Origin of the sequence: Pseudomonas sp. BE134, from assembly GCF_031456105.1 — a bacterium.
Taxonomy (GTDB): domain Bacteria; phylum Pseudomonadota; class Gammaproteobacteria; order Pseudomonadales; family Pseudomonadaceae; genus Aquipseudomonas.
Genome location: NZ_JAVDUA010000012.1, coordinates 154,899 through 171,963, shown reverse-complemented (window position 1 = coordinate 171,963; position 17,065 = coordinate 154,899). Strand labels below are relative to the sequence as shown.

General features: G+C 59.0%; 21 protein-coding genes. 14 read left to right on the top strand and 7 right to left on the bottom strand.

The features are described 5' to 3' along the window. Positions 1 to 198 precede the first annotated feature (198 nt). The 3 genes from J2Y56_RS12705 to J2Y56_RS12695 all read left to right on the top strand — a co-directional run bounded on the left by J2Y56_RS12705 (position 199) and on the right by J2Y56_RS12695 (position 2,651). The gene (locus J2Y56_RS12705) at positions 199 to 990 is read left to right on the top strand and encodes a PhnD/SsuA/transferrin family substrate-binding protein (protein WP_310350517.1); all 792 of its coding nucleotides are present in this window, start codon (positions 199 to 201) and stop codon (positions 988 to 990) included. A 117-nt stretch (positions 991 to 1,107) separates the two neighbouring features. Further along, positions 1,108 to 1,641, top strand: coding sequence for a sigma-70 family RNA polymerase sigma factor (locus tag J2Y56_RS12700; RefSeq protein WP_007945401.1), 534 nt, complete (start codon positions 1,108 to 1,110; stop codon positions 1,639 to 1,641). Further along, positions 1,638 to 2,651, top strand: a complete 1,014-nt coding sequence (locus tag J2Y56_RS12695) for an ABC transporter substrate-binding protein (RefSeq protein ID WP_310350514.1) — start codon at positions 1,638 to 1,640, stop codon at positions 2,649 to 2,651. The genes J2Y56_RS12700 and J2Y56_RS12695 overlap by 4 nt, the downstream gene beginning before the upstream one ends. A gap of 30 nt (positions 2,652 to 2,681) precedes the next feature. On the opposite strand, the gene J2Y56_RS12690 is transcribed toward J2Y56_RS12695, so the two are convergent. After that, positions 2,682 to 3,314 (bottom strand): glutathione S-transferase family protein, encoded by a 633-nt coding sequence (locus J2Y56_RS12690; protein WP_007945398.1) that lies wholly within the window; start codon positions 3,312 to 3,314, stop codon positions 2,682 to 2,684. A gap of 141 nt (positions 3,315 to 3,455) precedes the next feature. Beyond that, positions 3,456 to 4,487 (bottom strand): LacI family DNA-binding transcriptional regulator, encoded by a 1,032-nt coding sequence (locus J2Y56_RS12685; protein ID WP_007945397.1) that lies wholly within the window; start codon positions 4,485 to 4,487, stop codon positions 3,456 to 3,458. Positions 4,488 to 4,702: 215 nt separating this feature from the next. Between J2Y56_RS12685 and J2Y56_RS12680 the strand changes: the two genes are divergently transcribed. Continuing rightward, a complete protein-coding gene (locus tag J2Y56_RS12680; RefSeq protein ID WP_150779101.1) occupies positions 4,703 to 5,236 on the top strand; it encodes a gluconokinase in 534 nt (177 codons plus the stop codon). Positions 5,237 to 5,318: 82 nt separating this feature from the next. After that, positions 5,319 to 6,671 carry a GntP family permease gene (locus J2Y56_RS12675; protein ID WP_007945395.1) on the top strand — a complete coding sequence of 451 codons (1,353 nt, stop codon included), beginning with the start codon at positions 5,319 to 5,321 and terminating at the stop codon, positions 6,669 to 6,671. Positions 6,672 to 6,824: 153 nt separating this feature from the next. Here the strand turns inward: J2Y56_RS12675 and alaC are convergent, their stop codons facing one another. Beyond that, positions 6,825 to 8,042 carry an alanine transaminase gene (alaC, locus tag J2Y56_RS12670; RefSeq protein WP_310350509.1) on the bottom strand — a complete coding sequence of 406 codons (1,218 nt, stop codon included), beginning with the start codon at positions 8,040 to 8,042 and terminating at the stop codon, positions 6,825 to 6,827. Positions 8,043 to 8,181: 139 nt separating this feature from the next. Between alaC and J2Y56_RS12665 the strand changes: the two genes are divergently transcribed. The 5 genes from J2Y56_RS12665 to J2Y56_RS12645 all read left to right on the top strand — a co-directional run bounded on the left by J2Y56_RS12665 (position 8,182) and on the right by J2Y56_RS12645 (position 10,679). Further along, entirely contained in the window at positions 8,182 to 8,844 is a 663-nt protein-coding gene (locus J2Y56_RS12665; protein ID WP_007945393.1) for a LysE family translocator, read from the top strand. Between the two features lie 66 nt (positions 8,845 to 8,910). Beyond that, a complete protein-coding gene (locus tag J2Y56_RS12660; protein WP_007945392.1) occupies positions 8,911 to 9,396 on the top strand; it encodes a GyrI-like domain-containing protein in 486 nt (161 codons plus the stop codon). 97 nt (positions 9,397 to 9,493) lie between these two features. After that, positions 9,494 to 9,982, top strand: coding sequence for an N-acetyltransferase (locus tag J2Y56_RS12655; RefSeq protein ID WP_310350504.1), 489 nt, complete (start codon positions 9,494 to 9,496; stop codon positions 9,980 to 9,982). 96 nt (positions 9,983 to 10,078) lie between these two features. Next, complete coding sequence (locus J2Y56_RS12650; protein ID WP_150779097.1) at positions 10,079 to 10,345, top strand: type II toxin-antitoxin system Phd/YefM family antitoxin; 267 nt, start codon at positions 10,079 to 10,081, stop codon at positions 10,343 to 10,345. After that, entirely contained in the window at positions 10,338 to 10,679 is a 342-nt protein-coding gene (locus J2Y56_RS12645) for a hypothetical protein (RefSeq protein ID WP_150779096.1), read from the top strand. The genes J2Y56_RS12650 and J2Y56_RS12645 overlap by 8 nt, the downstream gene beginning before the upstream one ends. 28 nt (positions 10,680 to 10,707) lie before the next feature. Here J2Y56_RS12645 and J2Y56_RS12640 read toward each other — a convergent pair whose 3' ends face one another. After that, complete coding sequence (locus tag J2Y56_RS12640; RefSeq protein ID WP_310336085.1) at positions 10,708 to 11,193, bottom strand: GNAT family N-acetyltransferase; 486 nt, start codon at positions 11,191 to 11,193, stop codon at positions 10,708 to 10,710. A 142-nt stretch (positions 11,194 to 11,335) separates the two neighbouring features. Between J2Y56_RS12640 and J2Y56_RS12635 the strand changes: the two genes are divergently transcribed. The 3 genes from J2Y56_RS12635 (at position 11,336) to J2Y56_RS12625 (ending at position 13,537) form a co-directional block, all read left to right on the top strand. Then, a complete protein-coding gene (locus tag J2Y56_RS12635) occupies positions 11,336 to 11,761 on the top strand; it encodes a nuclear transport factor 2 family protein (protein WP_310350501.1) in 426 nt (141 codons plus the stop codon). An 80-nt stretch (positions 11,762 to 11,841) separates the two neighbouring features. Beyond that, a complete protein-coding gene (locus tag J2Y56_RS12630) occupies positions 11,842 to 12,186 on the top strand; it encodes a YciI family protein (RefSeq protein WP_310350499.1) in 345 nt (114 codons plus the stop codon). Between the two features lie 115 nt (positions 12,187 to 12,301). Beyond that, positions 12,302 to 13,537 (top strand): RNA polymerase sigma factor, encoded by a 1,236-nt coding sequence (locus J2Y56_RS12625; RefSeq protein WP_310350496.1) that lies wholly within the window; start codon positions 12,302 to 12,304, stop codon positions 13,535 to 13,537. Positions 13,538 to 13,652: 115 nt separating this feature from the next. Here the strand turns inward: J2Y56_RS12625 and J2Y56_RS12620 are convergent, their stop codons facing one another. Further along, positions 13,653 to 14,507: a LysR family transcriptional regulator gene (locus tag J2Y56_RS12620; RefSeq protein WP_007945383.1), complete on the bottom strand. Its 855-nt coding sequence runs from the start codon at positions 14,505 to 14,507 to the stop codon at positions 13,653 to 13,655. Positions 14,508 to 14,597: 90 nt separating this feature from the next. Here J2Y56_RS12620 and J2Y56_RS12615 point away from each other — a divergent pair, with 90 nt between their 5' ends. Further along, on the top strand, positions 14,598 to 15,053 hold the full coding sequence (locus J2Y56_RS12615; protein ID WP_310350494.1) for a multidrug/biocide efflux PACE transporter: 456 nt from the start codon (positions 14,598 to 14,600) through the stop codon (positions 15,051 to 15,053). Between the two features lie 205 nt (positions 15,054 to 15,258). Here J2Y56_RS12615 and J2Y56_RS12610 read toward each other — a convergent pair whose 3' ends face one another. Together J2Y56_RS12610 and J2Y56_RS12605 are read right to left on the bottom strand one after the other, a co-directional pair. Then, positions 15,259 to 15,981 carry a TylF/MycF/NovP-related O-methyltransferase gene (locus tag J2Y56_RS12610; protein ID WP_007946102.1) on the bottom strand — a complete coding sequence of 241 codons (723 nt, stop codon included), beginning with the start codon at positions 15,979 to 15,981 and terminating at the stop codon, positions 15,259 to 15,261. Beyond that, positions 15,978 to 16,844 carry a hypothetical protein gene (locus tag J2Y56_RS12605; protein WP_310350491.1) on the bottom strand — a complete coding sequence of 289 codons (867 nt, stop codon included), beginning with the start codon at positions 16,842 to 16,844 and terminating at the stop codon, positions 15,978 to 15,980. The genes J2Y56_RS12610 and J2Y56_RS12605 overlap by 4 nt, the downstream gene beginning before the upstream one ends. Between the last annotated feature and the right edge of the window lie 221 nt (positions 16,845 to 17,065).

The window sequence follows — 17,065 nt, the reverse complement described above, 5'->3', positions numbered from 1 at the left end:
CCCACGGTCCGTACTGGCTAGAGTCGGAATCGAGCTTTTAGTCCCGCCCACCCCTTCAAGTCTAAACATACAAGCGAGCCTGCTCGCGATGGCGGCCTGGCATTCAACATCAATGTCGACTGATACGCCCTCATCGTCGGAACGCCGCCCGGAGCAAGCTCGCTCCCACAGGGGAATTAGTTGTCTGGAAGATACTTGATGACCCAACACCTTGCCGAACTGCTGATGTACGTCGCCCCAGAGCCGATCCGTCACGCCAACGAGCGCTGGCTGACGCGCATTCTTGAACGGCTCGGCAGCAGTCGCTTTGATGCCGCAGAGCTGTCACTGACGGACCTCTGGCTGTCCCCGCATCTGCTGCTGACCCAAACCTGCGGTTACCCGCTGATGACGGCATTGCGCGGTCAGGTCCGGGTGATCGGGCGGCCTCGTTATGAACTGCCTGACAGCAGCGGTGGTAGCCATTGCAGCCTGCTGTTGAGTCGCGCCGATGATCCCAGGCAGACCTTGCCCGACTTTCGCGACAGCCGTGGCGTGATCAATGACGAAGATTCCAACAGCGGCATGAACCTGCTGCGCCATCGACTGGCGCCGCTGCATCGCGACGGACAGTTCTTTGCCAGTGTCGCCATCAGCGGCAGCCACCGCGAAAGCCTGCGCTGGCTGCGTGAAGATCAAGCAGATCTGGCGGCTATCGACAGCGTGACCTTTGCTTATCTGGCGCACCATGCCCGCGAAGAAGTCGCCGGCCTGCGCGTCGTTGCCCGCAGCGCGCTCAGTCCGACTTTGCCGTACATCTCAGCCGCCGGGACTTCGGTTGAACAGGCTGAGCACCTGCGGCAGGTGATGAATCAGACGTTGAGCGAACTCCCAAAAGTCGCGCAAATCCTCGGAATAAAAGAGGTGCTGCCTGCCCGCGAAATCGACTATCAGCTCGTCCTCGACTACGAACAAGAAGCGCAAGTCCTGGGATACGGCCGTCTACGTTGAAATTTCCAGATCGAATATAAAAATGCTTTTTAAATATTATTAAAGAATAAGGCTCCTTGTTAGGATCGCGCCACCGGATCACCGGACATTCAGCGACCCCTAACCCTTGGAGCCTCTATGTCCGGCGCCGACCTGTCCCATCGCAACCACGTGGGCGGATTGTTCCGCGCCCATTACCCCTGGCTTTGCGCGAGCTTGCGTCGACATCTCGGCGCCGGCGCACCTGTCGAGGACATTGCCGCCGACACCTTCGTGCAATTGCTCGACTGCCCGAACCTGACACCCATTCGTGAGCCGCGCGCGTTGCTCACCACCATCGCCCGTCGGCGGGTTTATGAACTCTGGCGCCGCGATAGTCTGGAGCGTCAGCACCTCGAACGCTTACAACTGGCGGACCTGCCTGGTGCGCCATCACCTGAAGAATTGCTGCAGTTCTCGCAAACTCTGAACCTTCTGGACCGCACCCTTGAACGCCTGCCGGGCAAGGTCCGGGCGACCTTCCTGCTGTCGCGCGTCGACGGCCTGACCTACCCGCAAATTGCCGCCGAACTGGGCATCTCCCAGCGTTCGGTCAGCGTTTACATGACCCGCTCCCACGCGCTGTGCGCCCAACACAGCGCCAGCCAACTCTTGACCCGGAGGTCCGCATGAGATCGATCAAAACCCTGCTAGGCAGTTCGCTGCTGGCGCTCAGCCTGGTGGCCAGCCAGGTTCCGGCGGCGGAAAAAGTCGCCCCCATTCACTTCGGCGACATCACGTGGGAGAGCGGTAGCCTGATCACCGAAATCCTGCGGCTGATTGTCGAAAAGGGCTATGGCTACCCGACCGACACGTTGCCGGGTAGCACCGTCAGCCTCGAAGCAGCGCTGGCCAAAAACGACATTCAGGTGATCGGCGAAGAGTGGGCCGGGCGCAGTCCGGCGTGGGTCAAGGCGTCTGCCGAGGGCAAGGTGTTCGGTTTGGGCGACACGGTCAAAGGCGCCACCGAAGGGTGGTGGGTGCCGGAATACGTGATCAAGGGCGACCCGGAACGAGGTATCAAACCGCTGGCACCGGAGTTGAAGTCCGTCACTGATCTGGCGAAGTACAAGGACGTGTTTCGCGACCCGGAAGACCCGAGCCGTGGCCGCTTCCTCAACAGCCCGACCGGCTGGACGTCGGAGATCGTCAACAGTCAGAAACTCAAGGCTTACGATTTGACCGCCAGCTACGTCAACTTCCGCACCGGTTCCGGTGCGGCACTGGATGCCGAGGTCGCCTCATCGATCCGCCGTGGCAAACCGGTGCTGTTCTATTACTGGTCGCCGACGCCGCTGCTGGGTCGTTTCAAACTGGTGAAGCTGGAAGAGCCGCCGTTCGACGCGCAAGCCTGGAAAACCCTGGCCGATGCGAATAACCCGAACCCCAAGGGCACGCGCTCGATGCCGGCCAGCCTGGCCATTGGCGTGTCGGCACCGTTCAAGGCGCAGTACCCGGACCTGGTGGCGTTCTTTGAAAAGGTCGACTTACCGATCGATCTGCTGAACCGGACGTTGGGGCAGATGAGCGAAAAACGTCTGCCACCGCGTGAGGTGGCTCAGGCGTTTCTGCGGGAGCAGCCGCAAGTGTGGAAGGCTTGGGTACCGGGGGAGGTGGCCAGCAAGGTGAGTGCAAGCTTGTAGTGTGTCGGCGGCGGTTTAACCGCCGCGCACTCATGCCAGGCCGTTACAGCCGTGTTTCAGGAAGCCCGGGCGTTGTGCCAGCCGTTGGAAATACTCGTCGATGGCGGGGAAGTCCGGCCGCTCCATGGGTGTCATAAGCCAGCGGTTGACGGACAACCCGACGACAATGTCGGCGAGGGTGAAATGAGCCCCGGCGACATAGGCTTTGGTGGTCGCGAGTTGATGTTCGAGGATGGCCATTTTCTGGTTCCAGCCGCGTATTCCGACAGCAATCCGATGTTCGTCCTGAAACTCCGGGTCCTTGCGCACCAATGCGGTAAACGCGTAGCTCCAGGAGGGATTGAGTTCGGTGGCTTGCCAATCCATCCATTGTTCGACCCGTGCACGCGCTACCGGTTCGTGCGGCAGCAGCTCAGTGTTCTGGTGTTTGCCGGCCAGGTAGCGGCAGATGGTATTGGACTCCCACAACACGCCGGCGTCATCAATGATCACTGGCACCTGCGCATTGGGGTTGAGCCTGAGAAACTCCGGCGTGTGGGTGGACGCATAACCGCTGCCCCAGTCCTCGCGCTCGTAGGGAACGTCCAGTTCCTCACAGGTCCACAGGACCTTTCTGACGTTGATGGACGACGCTTTACCGAGAATTTTCAGTGCATGGGTCATTGAGCTACTCCGTTAGCGATTCGACGCTTCAGGAATCTAACAGACTTTCAGCGTTATCAAGCTGGATGAGGAACACTATCAAGGTTAGTTGAAAACCCACGGCATGGGCGATGCGCTGCTTGACGGTGCGGGAAGGAGCACTCAGGTGCTTTCCCGGATTTTCAACTCAAACCCCATGTCCTGAACCGGTTTGGCCACTGAGTTGCCGGCCAGCAACGTCAACATCAACTCCGCCGACCGCCGGCCAATCGCCTCGCGCGGGGTGCTGATGCTGCTCAGGCGCGGCACCATGTGGGCCGAGGCCGGCAGGTCGTTGAAGCCGAGGATGGCGACTTGTCCCGGGATCTTTATCCCGCAGCGCATGGCTTCGAGCAGCGCACCCTGGGCCAGGTCGTCGTTGCCGAAAAAGATCGCATCGACATCGGGGTGACTGGCAAGCAGCTGCACAAACAACTCACCGCCCAGTCCGACGGAGGAGGCGCGCGGGGTCAGCACTTCAAGGTCCGGGTCATACAAACCGGCCTTTTGCAGGGCTTTGCGGAACCCTTCGCCACGCAGCAACGTGCGCTGGTCCAGTTGCGCGCCGATGTAGGCCAGGCGCTTGCGACCGCGTGACAGTAAATGTTCGGCCGCTGTTTCGCCGGCGGCCAATTGCGAGAAACCCACGCAATTCACACCTGCCGCGCTGTCCAGTTCCATCATGTACACACAGGGGATGTTGCTGGCTTCGATCATCCGCCGCGAGCTTTCCGTGCGGTCGAAACCGGTCAGCAGCAAACCCCTAGGCTGATACGCCATGTAGTTACGCAGCAGGTTTTCTTCTTCATCGCGTGAGTAGTGGAAGTTGCCGATCAGCACTTCGAAGCCCTTGGGGCGAAGCACCTGATGAATGGCTTCCAGCGTATCGATAAACAACAAGTTGGACAGCGATGGCACCAGCACCACTACTGAATGGCTCTGCGCCGAGGCCAACGCGCGGGCGGCGGGGTTGACCACATAGTTGAGTTCGAGCGCGGCTTTCTGGACTTTTTCCACTAGTTCCGTGGCCACGGTACTGACACCGCGCAGGGCGCGAGAGGCGGTGATCGGGCTGACACCGGCCAGGCGTGCAACTTCGTTCAACGTCGGGCGGCCAGTGGTGCGTGTATTTTTATCGTTTTTAGAAGAGGTCATCGGGCGGCTTGCCAAACAAAATTCAAGGCACTAAGGTAGCGCTGTCCCGAAGCAGCTGCAAATGTGTAAGCGAGTTTTGCCTGAACCTCGCTTTTCGGCATTGGGAGCGAACATGCTGCAACCCACAAAAATGACAAGAAGGCGTCGGCAACTTCTACTTTTGATCGAGTGTCATAGCTGGCAAAGGTAGCGCTGTCTGCGCGCTGAGGTGTTACATGAATAATCCCATCACCGCCCTGGTCATCATGGGCGTTGCCGGTTGCGGCAAGACATGCGTCAGCGAGGCCTTGTGCCAGCTCAGCGGCGCCACTGCCATTGAAGGCGATTCTTTTCACCCTGCCGCCAATATCGAAAAGATGAGCGCGGGTATCCCTCTGAACGACCAAGACCGCGCCGGCTGGCTCGACAGCCTGTGCGACGAATTGCGCCGCATCGACGCCAAGGGCGAACGCCCGGTGCTGACCTGCTCGGCCCTCAAACACAGCTATCGCGAAGTATTGCGCAGCGCCTTGCCGGGCCTGGGTTTCGTTTTCCTTGAACTGACTCCCGAAGTCGCCGCCGAGCGTGTGTCGCATCGGCCGGGGCACTTTATGCCTTCGACCCTGATCGACAGCCAGTTCGCCACACTCGAATCCCCTGTTGGCGAGCCGTTGACCCTGGCGCTGGATGCCTCGACCTTCAGCGTCGAGCAACTGGCAGCACAGGCGCATATCTGGTGGCAGGCTCACGGCCTCAAACACGCGGGATGAATTTTCCCGAAAAAGACAGCGCTGTCCTGATGGCTTTCGAATTACCCGCTTTAATAACAACAACAACCAGGAGACACCCCTAATGTTTGGCATGTCCCACGAGACGTTCCTGCTGCTCGATGCAGTGGTCACGGTGATCGGGCTTATCGTCCTGATCACCAAGTTCAAGTTCCACCCGTTTATAGCCCTGATCATTGCGGCAGCCTTTCTCGGGCTGACCTCCGGCATGCCAGTCGGCACCATCATCAAGGCGTTCCAGGACGGTTTCGGTGGGGTGCTTGGTTTTGTCGGGATCATCCTGGCGCTGGGCACCATGCTCGGCAAAATGATGGCCGAGTCGGGTGGGGCGGACCAGATTGCCCAGACCCTGATTCGCGCGTTCGGTAAAGATAAAGTGCAGTGGGCGATGATGTTCGCGGCCTTCCTGGTCGGCATCCCGCTGTTCTTCGAAATCGGCTTTGTACTGCTGATTCCGCTGGTGTTCATTGTGGCGCGCCGCACCGGCGTGTCGATCATCAAGATCGGTATCCCGTTGCTGGCCGGTTTGTCTGCCGTGCACGGTCTGGTCCCGCCGCACCCGGGTCCGTTGCTGGCCATCGGCATCTTCGGTGCCGACATCGGTAAAACCATTCTGTATGGGCTGATTGTTGCGCTGCCAACGGCCATTATTGCCGGTCCGATCTTCGGTACGTTCATTGCCAAGTACATCCCCGGTCACCCAAATCAGGAACTGGTGGATCAACTGGCGCACGAGCCTGAAACGGCAACCCTGCCAAGCTTCAATATCACGCTGATCACTGTGCTGCTGCCGGTGCTCCTGATGTTGCTCAAGACCTTTGCCGACGTGGTGCTGCCTGAAGGCAATTTTGTACGCGCCTTCATGGACCTGATCGGTCACCCGATCGCAGCGCTGCTGTTGGCGCTGCTGCTGTCGCTGTACACCTTCGGTCACCGTCAGGGTGTTGATTCGAAAACCATTCTGAAATGGCTCGATGCGAGCCTTGCGCCGACTGCCGCGATCATTCTGATCATTGGTGCCGGTGGTGGCTTCAAGCAGATGCTGGTGACCAGCGGTGTGGGTGACGTGATCGGCCACATGGCGGTGAACGCACAGATCTCGCCGATTCTGTTGGCGTGGCTGGTGGCGGCGGTGATTCGCGTGGCAACCGGTTCGGCCACCGTGGCGACCATTACCGGCGCGGGCATTGTGGTGCCAGTGGTTGGGATGATTCCAGGTGTGAACCGTGAACTGCTGGTGTTGGCCACCGGTGCCGGTTCGTTGGTCCTGTCTCACGTCAACGACGCGGGTTTCTGGCTGGTGAAGCAGTACTTCAACATGACCGTGGCGGAAACCTTCAAGACCTGGACCGCGATGGAAACCATCCTGTCCGTGGTTGCGCTGGGCTTTATCCTGCTGTTGTCGATGTTCGTTTAAGCGACACCGCGATACAGGTGGTGACACAGCTTTTGTGATCGCCACCAAACAAATGTGGGAGCGAGCCTGCTCGCGATGAGGGCTTAACATTCAACGAAGATGTTGAATGTAAGTCCGCAATCGCGAGCAGGCTCGCTCCCACAGTGTTATGTGTCAGGCGTTAGATTTGGTGACCAACCCATCCGCCCTGAACATTCCGCGAATCCCGCGCACGGCCTGACGAATCCGGTCCTGGTTTTCAATCAGCGCGAAGCGCACATGATCATCCCCGTACTCACCAAAGCCCACGCCCGGCGAGACGCAGACCTTGGCCTCGGCCAGCAGTTTCTTGGCGAACTCCAGTGAGCCCAGGTGCGCATAAGCCTCGGGGATCTTGGCCCAGACGTACATCGACGCCTTCGGATTTTCGACCATCCAGCCCAGTTCATGCAAGCCTTTGACCAGCACGTTGCGCCGCTGCCGATACTGCTCGGCGATGTCCTTGACGCATTGCTGATCGCCTTCCAGTGCCGCAATCGCCGCGACCTGCAGCGGGGTGAAGGTGCCGTAGTCGTGGTAACTCTTGATCCGCGCCAGGGCGTTGACCAGTTCCGGGTTGCCGACCATGAAGCCGATCCGCCAGCCCGCCATGTTGTAACTCTTGGACAGGGTGAAAAACTCCACCGCAATGTCCTTGGCCCCCGGCACCTGCATGATCGACGGGGCTTTCCAGCCGTCGTAGACGATGTCGGCGTAAGCTAGATCGTGCACCACCAGTACGTCGTACTGTTTGGCGAGGGCGATCACGCGCTCGAAGAAATCCAGCTCCACGCACTGCGCGGTGGGGTTGGACGGGAAGCCGAGAATCATCATTTTCGGTTTCGGGATCGAGCCGCGAATCGCCCGTTCCAGTTCGGCGAAGAAATCCACCCCCGGAATCAGCGGCACCGAACGCACCTGGGCGCCGGCAATTACGGCACCGTAGATGTGAATCGGATAACTCGGGTTTGGCACCAGCACGGTGTCGCCTTGATCCAAAGTGGCCAGCATCAAGTGCGCCAGGCCTTCCTTGGAACCGATGGTGACAATGGCTTCGGTTTCCGGGTCGATGTCGACCTCGTAGCGATCCTTGTACCAATTGGAAATCGCCCGGCGCAGACGCGGAATACCTTTGGAGGTCGAGTAGCCGTGGGTGTCTTCGCGCTGAGCGACGGTCACCAGTTTTTCGACGATGTGCGGCGGGGTCGGGCCGTCAGGGTTGCCCATGCTCAAGTCGATGATGTCTTCGCCACGACGACGGGCGGCCATCTTCAGCTCGGCAGTGATATTGAAAACGTAAGGGGGGAGTCGATCTATGCGCGCAAAGCGGCGCGGCGAACCTTGTTCGGCCATTGTTGCCTCGGATAACGTAAGCGCCCGGAACCGTCCGAGCGACGTTGGCCACTGCGGTGGCCTGTTGCGGAATGTAAGGGCAGTCGTGGCAAACTGTCCAGCCAGTGTGTAAACAATTTTTTCCGAAGGAAATCGGGTGATGGAATTTAGCAGCGGCTTCTTGCTGAGCCTTTCGTTGTGCCTGGATATCGGCGTGGCCAATATCGCGATGATCACCCTGGCCATGCAACGCGGCTATTTCCAAGGCTTTGCGCTGGGATTGGGCACCTGTGTCGGCGACCTGATCTATGCGGTGCTGGCGCTGGCGGGCATGACCGTTTTGCTGCAATACGAAACCGTACGTTGGGTCCTGTGGATTGGCGGTTCGGCGTTACTGGTGTATTTCGCGGCGAAGATGATCTATTCGGCGATTCACCACGAAGCGGTGTTGGCGCAAGCCGACGAGGTGGGGCAGAACTCCCATCGCAAGGAGTTTTTCCGCGGGATTTTCCTGGCCATGTCCTCGCCCAGCGCCATTTTGTGGTTCGCGGCGGTGGGCGGCACGTTGATCGCCCGTTCTGGCGGCGGGGGTGCCCTCAGTTCGGCGCTGTTTCTAGGTGGATTCCTCTGCGCCGGTCTGCTCTGGAGCGCGGGTTTGTGCTTTGCCGCGAGCCACGGCGGCAAGTTGCTCGGCGACAAACTGCTGCGTTATTCCTATATGGCATCGGCGGCGATCTTCTGCTATTTCGCGGTCTACGTGATTCTATCGGGTTACAACGAGTTTGTTGGCGCAGCGGCCGTCGAACAGTTGCACGCGCTGTAGCTAGGCGAATCGGGTTTGGCTTCTATACTTCCAGCCGAACCCATTTTTAAGCTCAGGAGTTGAGTCATGGATGAGCAAACAGGCGTAAAACCGGACGAGCCACGCTTCGAACACGGGCACTTCTTGCTCATTGCAGGGTTTGGTGGCCGATTTACTGCGCAGACGACCAAGGCGATCCCCGACCTTTGGGAGAAATTCATTCCTGAGATTGGCAAGATTCCCGGGCAAAAAGGCGAAGTCACCTACGGCATCTGCTGCAATCCGGATGGCAAAGGCGGGTTTGAATACATCGCCGGTGTCGAGATCGACAAACTCGACGACTTGCCAGAGAAGTACCGTTGGGTCGAGGTTCAACCTCAGCGTTACGCAGTATTCGAGCACAAGGGATCGCTGGACCAGCTGCCCGCAACCTTTCAATACATCTGGAAAACCTGGCTGCCGCAGTCCGGTAAAGAGGCGGCGGACGCCCCGGAATTCGAACGCTACAGCGAAGACTTCAACCCGAAGCTCAACACTGGCAAGCTGGAAATCTGGCTGCCGATCAAAGGCTGAACACCTGCATCGGGAGACGGCTCGATGATTCGTCTCTCGATGTCGTGTGGAGGCTGATTTATGATCCTCGGCCTATTCCATCTGATTGCGACCTGCCATGAACACCGTCATCCGTCACGTCACGCCTGCTGACCTGGACCGCTGCTACGCCATCGAAACCGTTGCCTATGAAGGCGACGAAGCCGCCACCCGGGAAAAAATCGCCACCCGCATCGCCACGTGGCCCGAGGGTTTCATCGTGGCTGAAGTTGACGGCGTGGTAGCCGGTTTCATCAACTCCGGTGCGGCGTTTCAGGTGGAAATGTCGGACGAAGCGTTCAAGGAACTGATCGGCCACGACCCGGCTGGCCCACACGTGGTGATCATGTCGGTGGTGGTGCACCCGGACTATCAGGGGCAGGGGCTGGCGAAGCGATTGATGGGCGAGTTTATAGAGCGCATGCGTGCATCGGGCAAGGTCAGCATTCACCTGATGTGCAAGGAGCAGCATATCCCGTTGTACGCCGGGTTTGGCTTTGCCTACATCAAGCCGTCGGCCTCGGACCATGGCGGGATGGCGTGGCATGAGATGGTGTTGGAGTTGTGATGGGTAAATGATTGCTTGAGATAAGTTTTTTTATAGCCTAAATTCAGACCGTGTTGTATTGTCCAGCCTGCACGGTTGGCGACAGAGGAATGAGTGATGCGAGTTGAAACCATCAGCTTTGTAAAAAAGAATGCGGCAGCGCTGGATCTCTCCGAACCCATGCTTGTCACGCAAAATGGTGTACCGGCTTATGTGATTGAGTCCTATGAGGAGCGTAAGCGTCGTGACGAGGCCATTGCGCTGATTAAGCTGCTCTCGTTTGCCTCCCGCGACAAGGAGCAGGGCAAGCTGATTTCCGGTGACACACTTCTGGCCAGACTGGCGCAGCGTCGTCAATTACAGCAAGACGATAACGATGCCTGAAATTTACAGGGTAGAGTTCGCGACGGCTGCGGAGCATGGAGTTGTTTCGCTTGAGCACTATCTGACGCAACAATGCGGTCGCAAAAAAGCGGCAGAGATGGTTGATCAACTTGTCATGCAAATTGTTACGGCACTGGCCAGCCAGGCGCTTGTTTACGGTGTTTGTCAGGAGGCGGCGTCTTTGGGGGTTACCCATTTTCGTGAGTATCTGCCTTTGGGGCAGCGGGTTCTGTATGAGGTGTTCCCGAGCGAAAAGCTTGTGGTGGTCGCGTTGGTCATCGGCCAGCGCCAAAGCATCGAGAAGCAGCTGCTCGACTACTGTCTATTACTCTGACAGGCTGTTATCTACGCATCCTCACACCTCAAAAAACCAACCCCATCCGTCGCTCATAACCAATCCGCCCCTTATACGCTTCCCCCCTGTCGACCCAGCCGAACTTTGCATAAAGCGCGATAGCCGGCTCATTGTCCGCATCCACCGACAATTCCAGCCCCTTTATTTCCGGAAACGCCTGACGCGCCACCTCGGGCAGCGCTTGCAGGCAGGCTTTGCCATAGCCTTTGCCTTGAGCGCGTTGATCGACTTGCAGCGCATGCAGGGTGGCGCTGTGTTCATCGGCCCAGGCCGGTAGCACGGGCGGGCGCTTGAGCAGCAGGAAGGCCACGGGAACGTCTTCGACCAGCAGCGTAAATCCTTTGACGCCGGGGCCGGGTTTGGACAAAAGGGAGTGCAACGCTCCGTGAATGTCGCCGCTGAATTTTATCTGTTCTTTGTGCACTTCGATGGCCTCGACCTGCTGGCGCTGGCGCGCGGTCAGGCTTTCGTAAGGCACGAGTCGGGTTGTCACTGGAGTGTCCTTTTTCCAACACGAATGAGCCTCGGATTCTAGCGAGTTTGCACCGCTGGATTATTTTTTATTTCGGCTGTCGATTTGGTTTTTTGCCGAACGACTAAGGGTGTCTTCACAACAAAAACCACGGAGAACCCCCATGAGCGCTACAAACGAAATCCAGGCCCTGATCAACACCTATCGTGACGCAGTCATCTCCAAGAGCGTGGATAAAATCATGGCCCTGTATGCCGACGACATCGTCTCCTACGACGCGGTCAAGGCCTTGCAATTCCGAGGCAAGACCGCCTACCGCGCGCATTGGCTGGAGTGCATGGAAATGTGCCAGGGCCCGCACAAGTTCGACTTCGATCATATGAACATCGTGGCGGATGAGCACGTCGCTTTCGCCCATTGGCTGGCCCATTGCGGTGGCACCAACGAGCAGGGCGAAACCCAGGCTTGCTGGATGCGCGTGACCGCTTGCTACCGTCGCGATGCCGGGCAGTGGCGCATTGTCCACGAACACTGGTCGGCCCCGTTCGACATGCAGAGCGGCGCGGCTCTGTTCGGTTTGCAGCCCTGATGGTCAGGCCGATTCGTCGGGAATTTCGCCAACGCCTCGATCTGCAGCCATAGTTGATTCGTTCGATTCAGGAGAGCCATATGAAATACCTATGCCTGGTCTACAGCAACGAGCACACCTTGCACTCGTTGCCCGAGAGCCCGAACGACGCCGAGTGCATGGCCTACGCCGAGTCGGTTCAGGGCAGCGGCCGCATGCTCGCGGCCGAGGCGCTGGAGTCGGTGCAGACCGCCACCACGGTGCGCATGCGCAACGGCAAGATGTCGATCACCGACGGCCCGTTCGCCGAAACCAAGGAGCAATTGGCCGGCTTCTACCTGATCGATGCCAGGGACCTCAATGAAGCGCTCCAGGTCGCCGGGAATATTCCGGCGGCCCGTGTCGGCTGTGTCGAGGTGCGTCCCGTTCGACAGTTGAATGCTTGAATAACAATGATCAAAAAGGAGGCTGCATGAGTGCTGAAAGAACGGCTGCCGAATTCGAGTTATCCAGCAGTCGGTTGATCGAGGCAGCGCGGATCAGCGAAGGCATGCCGACCTGATGCCTGTCGCCTCGGTGCAAGCCCGGGTCGAGCAGGTTTACCGCGAAGACTCGCGGCGGATTCTGGCGACGCTGATTCGTTTGCTTGGCGATTTCGACCTCGCGGAAGAGGCCCTGCACGAGGCCTTTTTCGTTGCCGTCGAACGCTGGCAGCGTGACGGCGTGCCCGCTAATCCGCGCACCTGGCTGGTGTCCACCGGGCGCTTCAAGGCGATTGATGTATTGCGTCGGCGTGCGCGATTTGCCGCGTCCCGGCCGCTGCTGATTGCGCAGGCCGAGGCGCTGGAGCAGGCCGACTGGAGTGAAGAAGACGTGGAAGACGATCGCCTGCGCCTGATCTTCACCTGCTGTCACCCGGCACTCGCAGCGGATGCCCAAGTACCGCTGACCTTGCGCGAAGTCTGCGACCTGACTACGGAAGAAATCGCCCGGGCGTTTCTCTCGGCTCCCGCTACCATCGCTCAGCGCATCGTGCGGGCGAAGGCGAAAATTCGTGATGCGAAAATCCCTTATCAAGTGCCGACACTGGCGGAATTGCCCGAGCGCCTCGACAGCGTGTTGCGGGTGATTTACCTGGTGTTCAACGAAGGATATTCGGCGTCCATCGGGGCTGAAGTGACGCGTGAGGATCTGACGCGTGAGGCGATTCGGCTGGGGCGGTTATTGATGGACTTGTTGCCGGAGTCGGAGGTGATAGGTCTGCTGGCGTTGATGCTGCTGCACGAGTCGCGACGCCTGGCCCGGACGTCGGCTGACGGTGAATTGATTGTGCTGGACGAGCAGGACCGTGCGTTGTGGGACGCCGGGATGATTGCCGAAGGGTGTGCGCTGGTGGAAGCGGCGCTGACCACCGGGCAGATCGGGCCGTATGGCCTGCAAGCGGCGATTGCGGCGGTGCATGCCGAAGCGCCCTCGGCGGCGGAAACGGATTGGCAGGAGATTGTCGGTTTGTATGACGTGTTGCTGGCGGCAGTGCCTTCGCCGGTGATCGAGTTGAATCGCGCGGCGGCGATCTCCCGCAGGGACGGGCCGTTAGCGGGGCTGACGTTGGTTGAGGCGATTTTGGATCGGGGTGAGTTGCAGGATTATCACTTGGCCCACTCGGCGCGGGCGGAGTTTTGTCGGCAGCTAGGGCGGGTGGGCGAGGCGCGGGCAGCGTATGAGCGGGCGCTGGAGCTGACGCAGCAAGTGCCGGAGCGGCGGTTTCTTGAAGCGAGGATCAAGGCTTTGGAGTGATGTGAGTTTGCGGACCTCATCGCGAGCAGGCTCGCTCCCACATTAGACCGCATCTGTCTGAACAACTCGGTCAATTGTGGGAGTGAGCCTGCTCGCGATAAGGGCCGAAGGACCTTCATTCCAACATCTTGCTCAGCAGCCAGCTCCCCGCCGGCCCCGGTGGATACTGGCGCGACCATAGCGCATCGACATACACCGGTTTCGGCCAGCCGCGCACTTGAAGTTCCTGCAACGAACCTTGGCCAAACCGCGCCACCAACCACCGCGGCAACGGCGCCCAGCCAAACCCGCCCTCGGCCATTTCCAGCAGCATCAAATAGCTCGGTGCCGACCAGACGCGTCCTTTTGCCCGACTTTCATACGGATTGACGATGGTTGCCAGACGCAGTTCACGGTGCTGTTGCAGCACGTCCTGATCGACATGAGCGAGCGCCGTCAATGGATGCGTGCGGGAGACGAACAGCGCGATTTCCGTGCGTTCGTCGACGGTCGAACTGACCAGATCCGGTGGATAGCTGTCTTGCATTTCAGCGAACGCCACCTGCGCCCGACCGCGTTGCACCAGCGAAATCAAGTCATCGCATTCGGCAATCAGGCATTCGAGTTCCAGGTCCGGATAGCGCTGTTCGAAAGCACTCAGTGCGGCTTCGAACCGGTCGGATTGATAGGTGTCGGAAATCGCCACCGTCAGTTTTGGCTCGACGCCTTGTGACAGCTGGCTGGCGGTGATTTCCAGCCGGCTGGTGGCGGCCAGAATTTCTTCAGCCCGTTGCAGCATCACATGCCCGGCCGGGGTCAGGCTCGGCTTGCGACTGCTACGGTCGAACAGGACCAGGTTCAAATCGATTTCCAGGCTGGCCACCGCCGCGCTGATGGTCGATTGGCTGCGCCCCAATTTGCGTGCCGCTGCGGAAAACGAACCTTGGGTCGCGGCCTCGACAAACGCCAGTAACACTTCGTGAGACGCCATGAACTATCGCCTTGATCGATGGTTATTGGTTATGAAGTATCGGTGTGGTGAGGGATCATGGCAACCACCGTCACTCAGAGGAGTCTGGTCATGAGCGTCAACAAATCCATCACTGAACGTGTTTTCCAGGCCGTTGGCTTCGAACTGCTGGCCGTCCTGATCTGTACCCCGTTGCTGGCGTGGATCATGGACAAACCGATGCTCGACATGGGCGTCGTCACCATGGCAATCGCGGCGCTGGCCCTGGCCTGGAACGTGGTGTTCAACGGCCTGTTCGACCGCGTGCTCAAGCGCTGCGAGATTGCTCGCACCGCGTGGGTCCGGATGGTCCATGCGTTGCTGTTTGAGGGTGGTCTGGTCGCGCTCGGTGTGCCACTGATTGCCTGGTGGCTGAAGATCAGCTTCTGGGAAGCATTCCTGCTCGATATTGGCGTGCTGCTGTTTTTCCTGCCGTACACCTACATCTACCACTGGGTATACGACGTGGTGCGGGAGCGGATGGTGACGCGCGGGGTTGGCGAACAGTGTGTGTCTAAAGCGGGGTAATGATCAGACTGTTTTTCATTGGAGGTGTCGCTGGCGAGGGTCTGGCTGGCAATCTCCGGAGGCACACCCCGTAAAACTGTGGGAGCGAGCCGGCTCCGGGCGGCGTTCCGACGATGGGGCCTGCACACTCAACATCATCGTTGACTGTCAGACCGCTATCGTCGGAACGCCGCCCGGAGCCGGCTCGCTCCCACAGGGTTTTGTGTCAGACGTGGAAATAGCCGACGCAGGAGTCAAACGGCAAGCGCTTGAGCTCAATCTTGTTCAGGTCCAGCACTTCGCGCAGGGCTTTTGTTTCGCCCGGGAAGTTGCGGTAAGCGACTTCGTCCAATACCACGATCGCGCCTTTTGGCATGTACGGCAGGAAGGTTTCCAGCGCGACTTTGGTCGATTCGTATAGGTCGGTGTCGAGGATCAGCATGGCCACGACCAGGTCTGGACGGGTCTTGACCCACTCCGGCACGGTTTTGACGATGTCGCCCTTGACCAGCTCGCAACGCGGGATGCGGTTGACCGGGCGCAGCAGGTCGTTGGCGTCGATCATGTCCTGGATCAACGACTGGTCGGTGTCAGAGAACATGGTCTCGTTGACGTCGGCCGGGTCTTCTTTCTTGTCGATGCTCTGGAAGCCTTCGAAGGTGTCGAAGCCAATGATCGAACGGTTGATCGCGTACGGTTCCAGAATCATCGACAAGTGCATGTACAGCATCAGCGAGTTGCCCTTGTACACGCCGCACTCGATGATCGCGCCCGGTACTTCAGCGACTTTCTTGAACAGTTCCATGCGCGACAGTGCAGCGGTCACGCCGATGCGGTTGGCGAACACGAACGGGGCGTCGGCCACGTATTCGGCATCGACCCGTTTCAGAACGTTGGCACGGGTTTCGTTGTACTGGGCCTCGGCAGGCGTGATGCGACGCTTGGTCATTGCTGGATTCCTTGGAAATTCGAGAAGTCGTGGGCGTGGAAATAGTCTTTGAAACCGGCGCCGACGTCAGGGCAGGCGCTGTCGACGTTGATCGCGCCACGCTTGTGCTTGAGGTCATCGAGGTGCATCAGGCGGAAATCCACGCTGAAGCGGGTTTGTTCGGTGTGGTTGGCGACCGTGCCGTGCAGGTGCGAGCCGGAGAAAATCAGCATCTCACCGGTGTTGCCGGCAATGCGTACTTCAGACGCGGTATTGATCGCCTCCAGCGGCACCGGGTGCACGCGGACTTCCTCCTTGAGGTTGTCCTTGGCCTTGTGCCGCTGGTTGTTGATCCAGTCGTTGAGGCTCCATTCACTGGAAGTGTTCTTCACCGGCACGTCGAAGTAGCCGGCGTTGATCATCATGGTCTGGTCGGGGCGGATAGTGTGCACCGGCATCCAGGTGTTGATCTGGCAATCGACGCTGCCGTACCACGTGTCGCGATGCGGTTTGTACGCGTAGCTGACACCGGCATGCAGGTAGTCATAGTTGGGCACCACGCGAATACGCGGCACGTCGAAAATGTAATCGCGCGGGTCGACACCGATCTCGTCGATAAACGACAGGATCAAATCCTTGGCGCGCTGGCTGTTGGTGAACTGGCCCTTGAGGCGCGTCACCAATACCACGAATTCTTCCACCGGCATCAGCGTGTGCAGGGCCTGGTGGTTGGTCTCGCCGTCGAAAGCGGCGGTGATGCTGTCCTGAGCGAACGCACACAGCTCTTTGGCCGCCCGCAGCTGAGTGTTCAGGAAGATGTCGCCGGCGTAGATAGCTTCTTTGAAGTCAGCTTTTTGCTGAAGCTGATTGATATACAGATTCACGATTCCACTCCTGAATGCATCGAGTCTCCTAAGAGTCGGCAACACGTTAGCAAACTGAAGTGCCAACCGGCGGGTGGTCGCTCAATAAATGCGTAAATGCCTGTTTTTGCGACGAAATGCTTTTCGCACAGGCAAAAAAATCCCTGTAGCAGCTGGCGAAGCCTGCGTTCGGCTGCGCAGCAGTCGTAAATCCTGTGCACGCGGTTTGTCTGATGTACCAC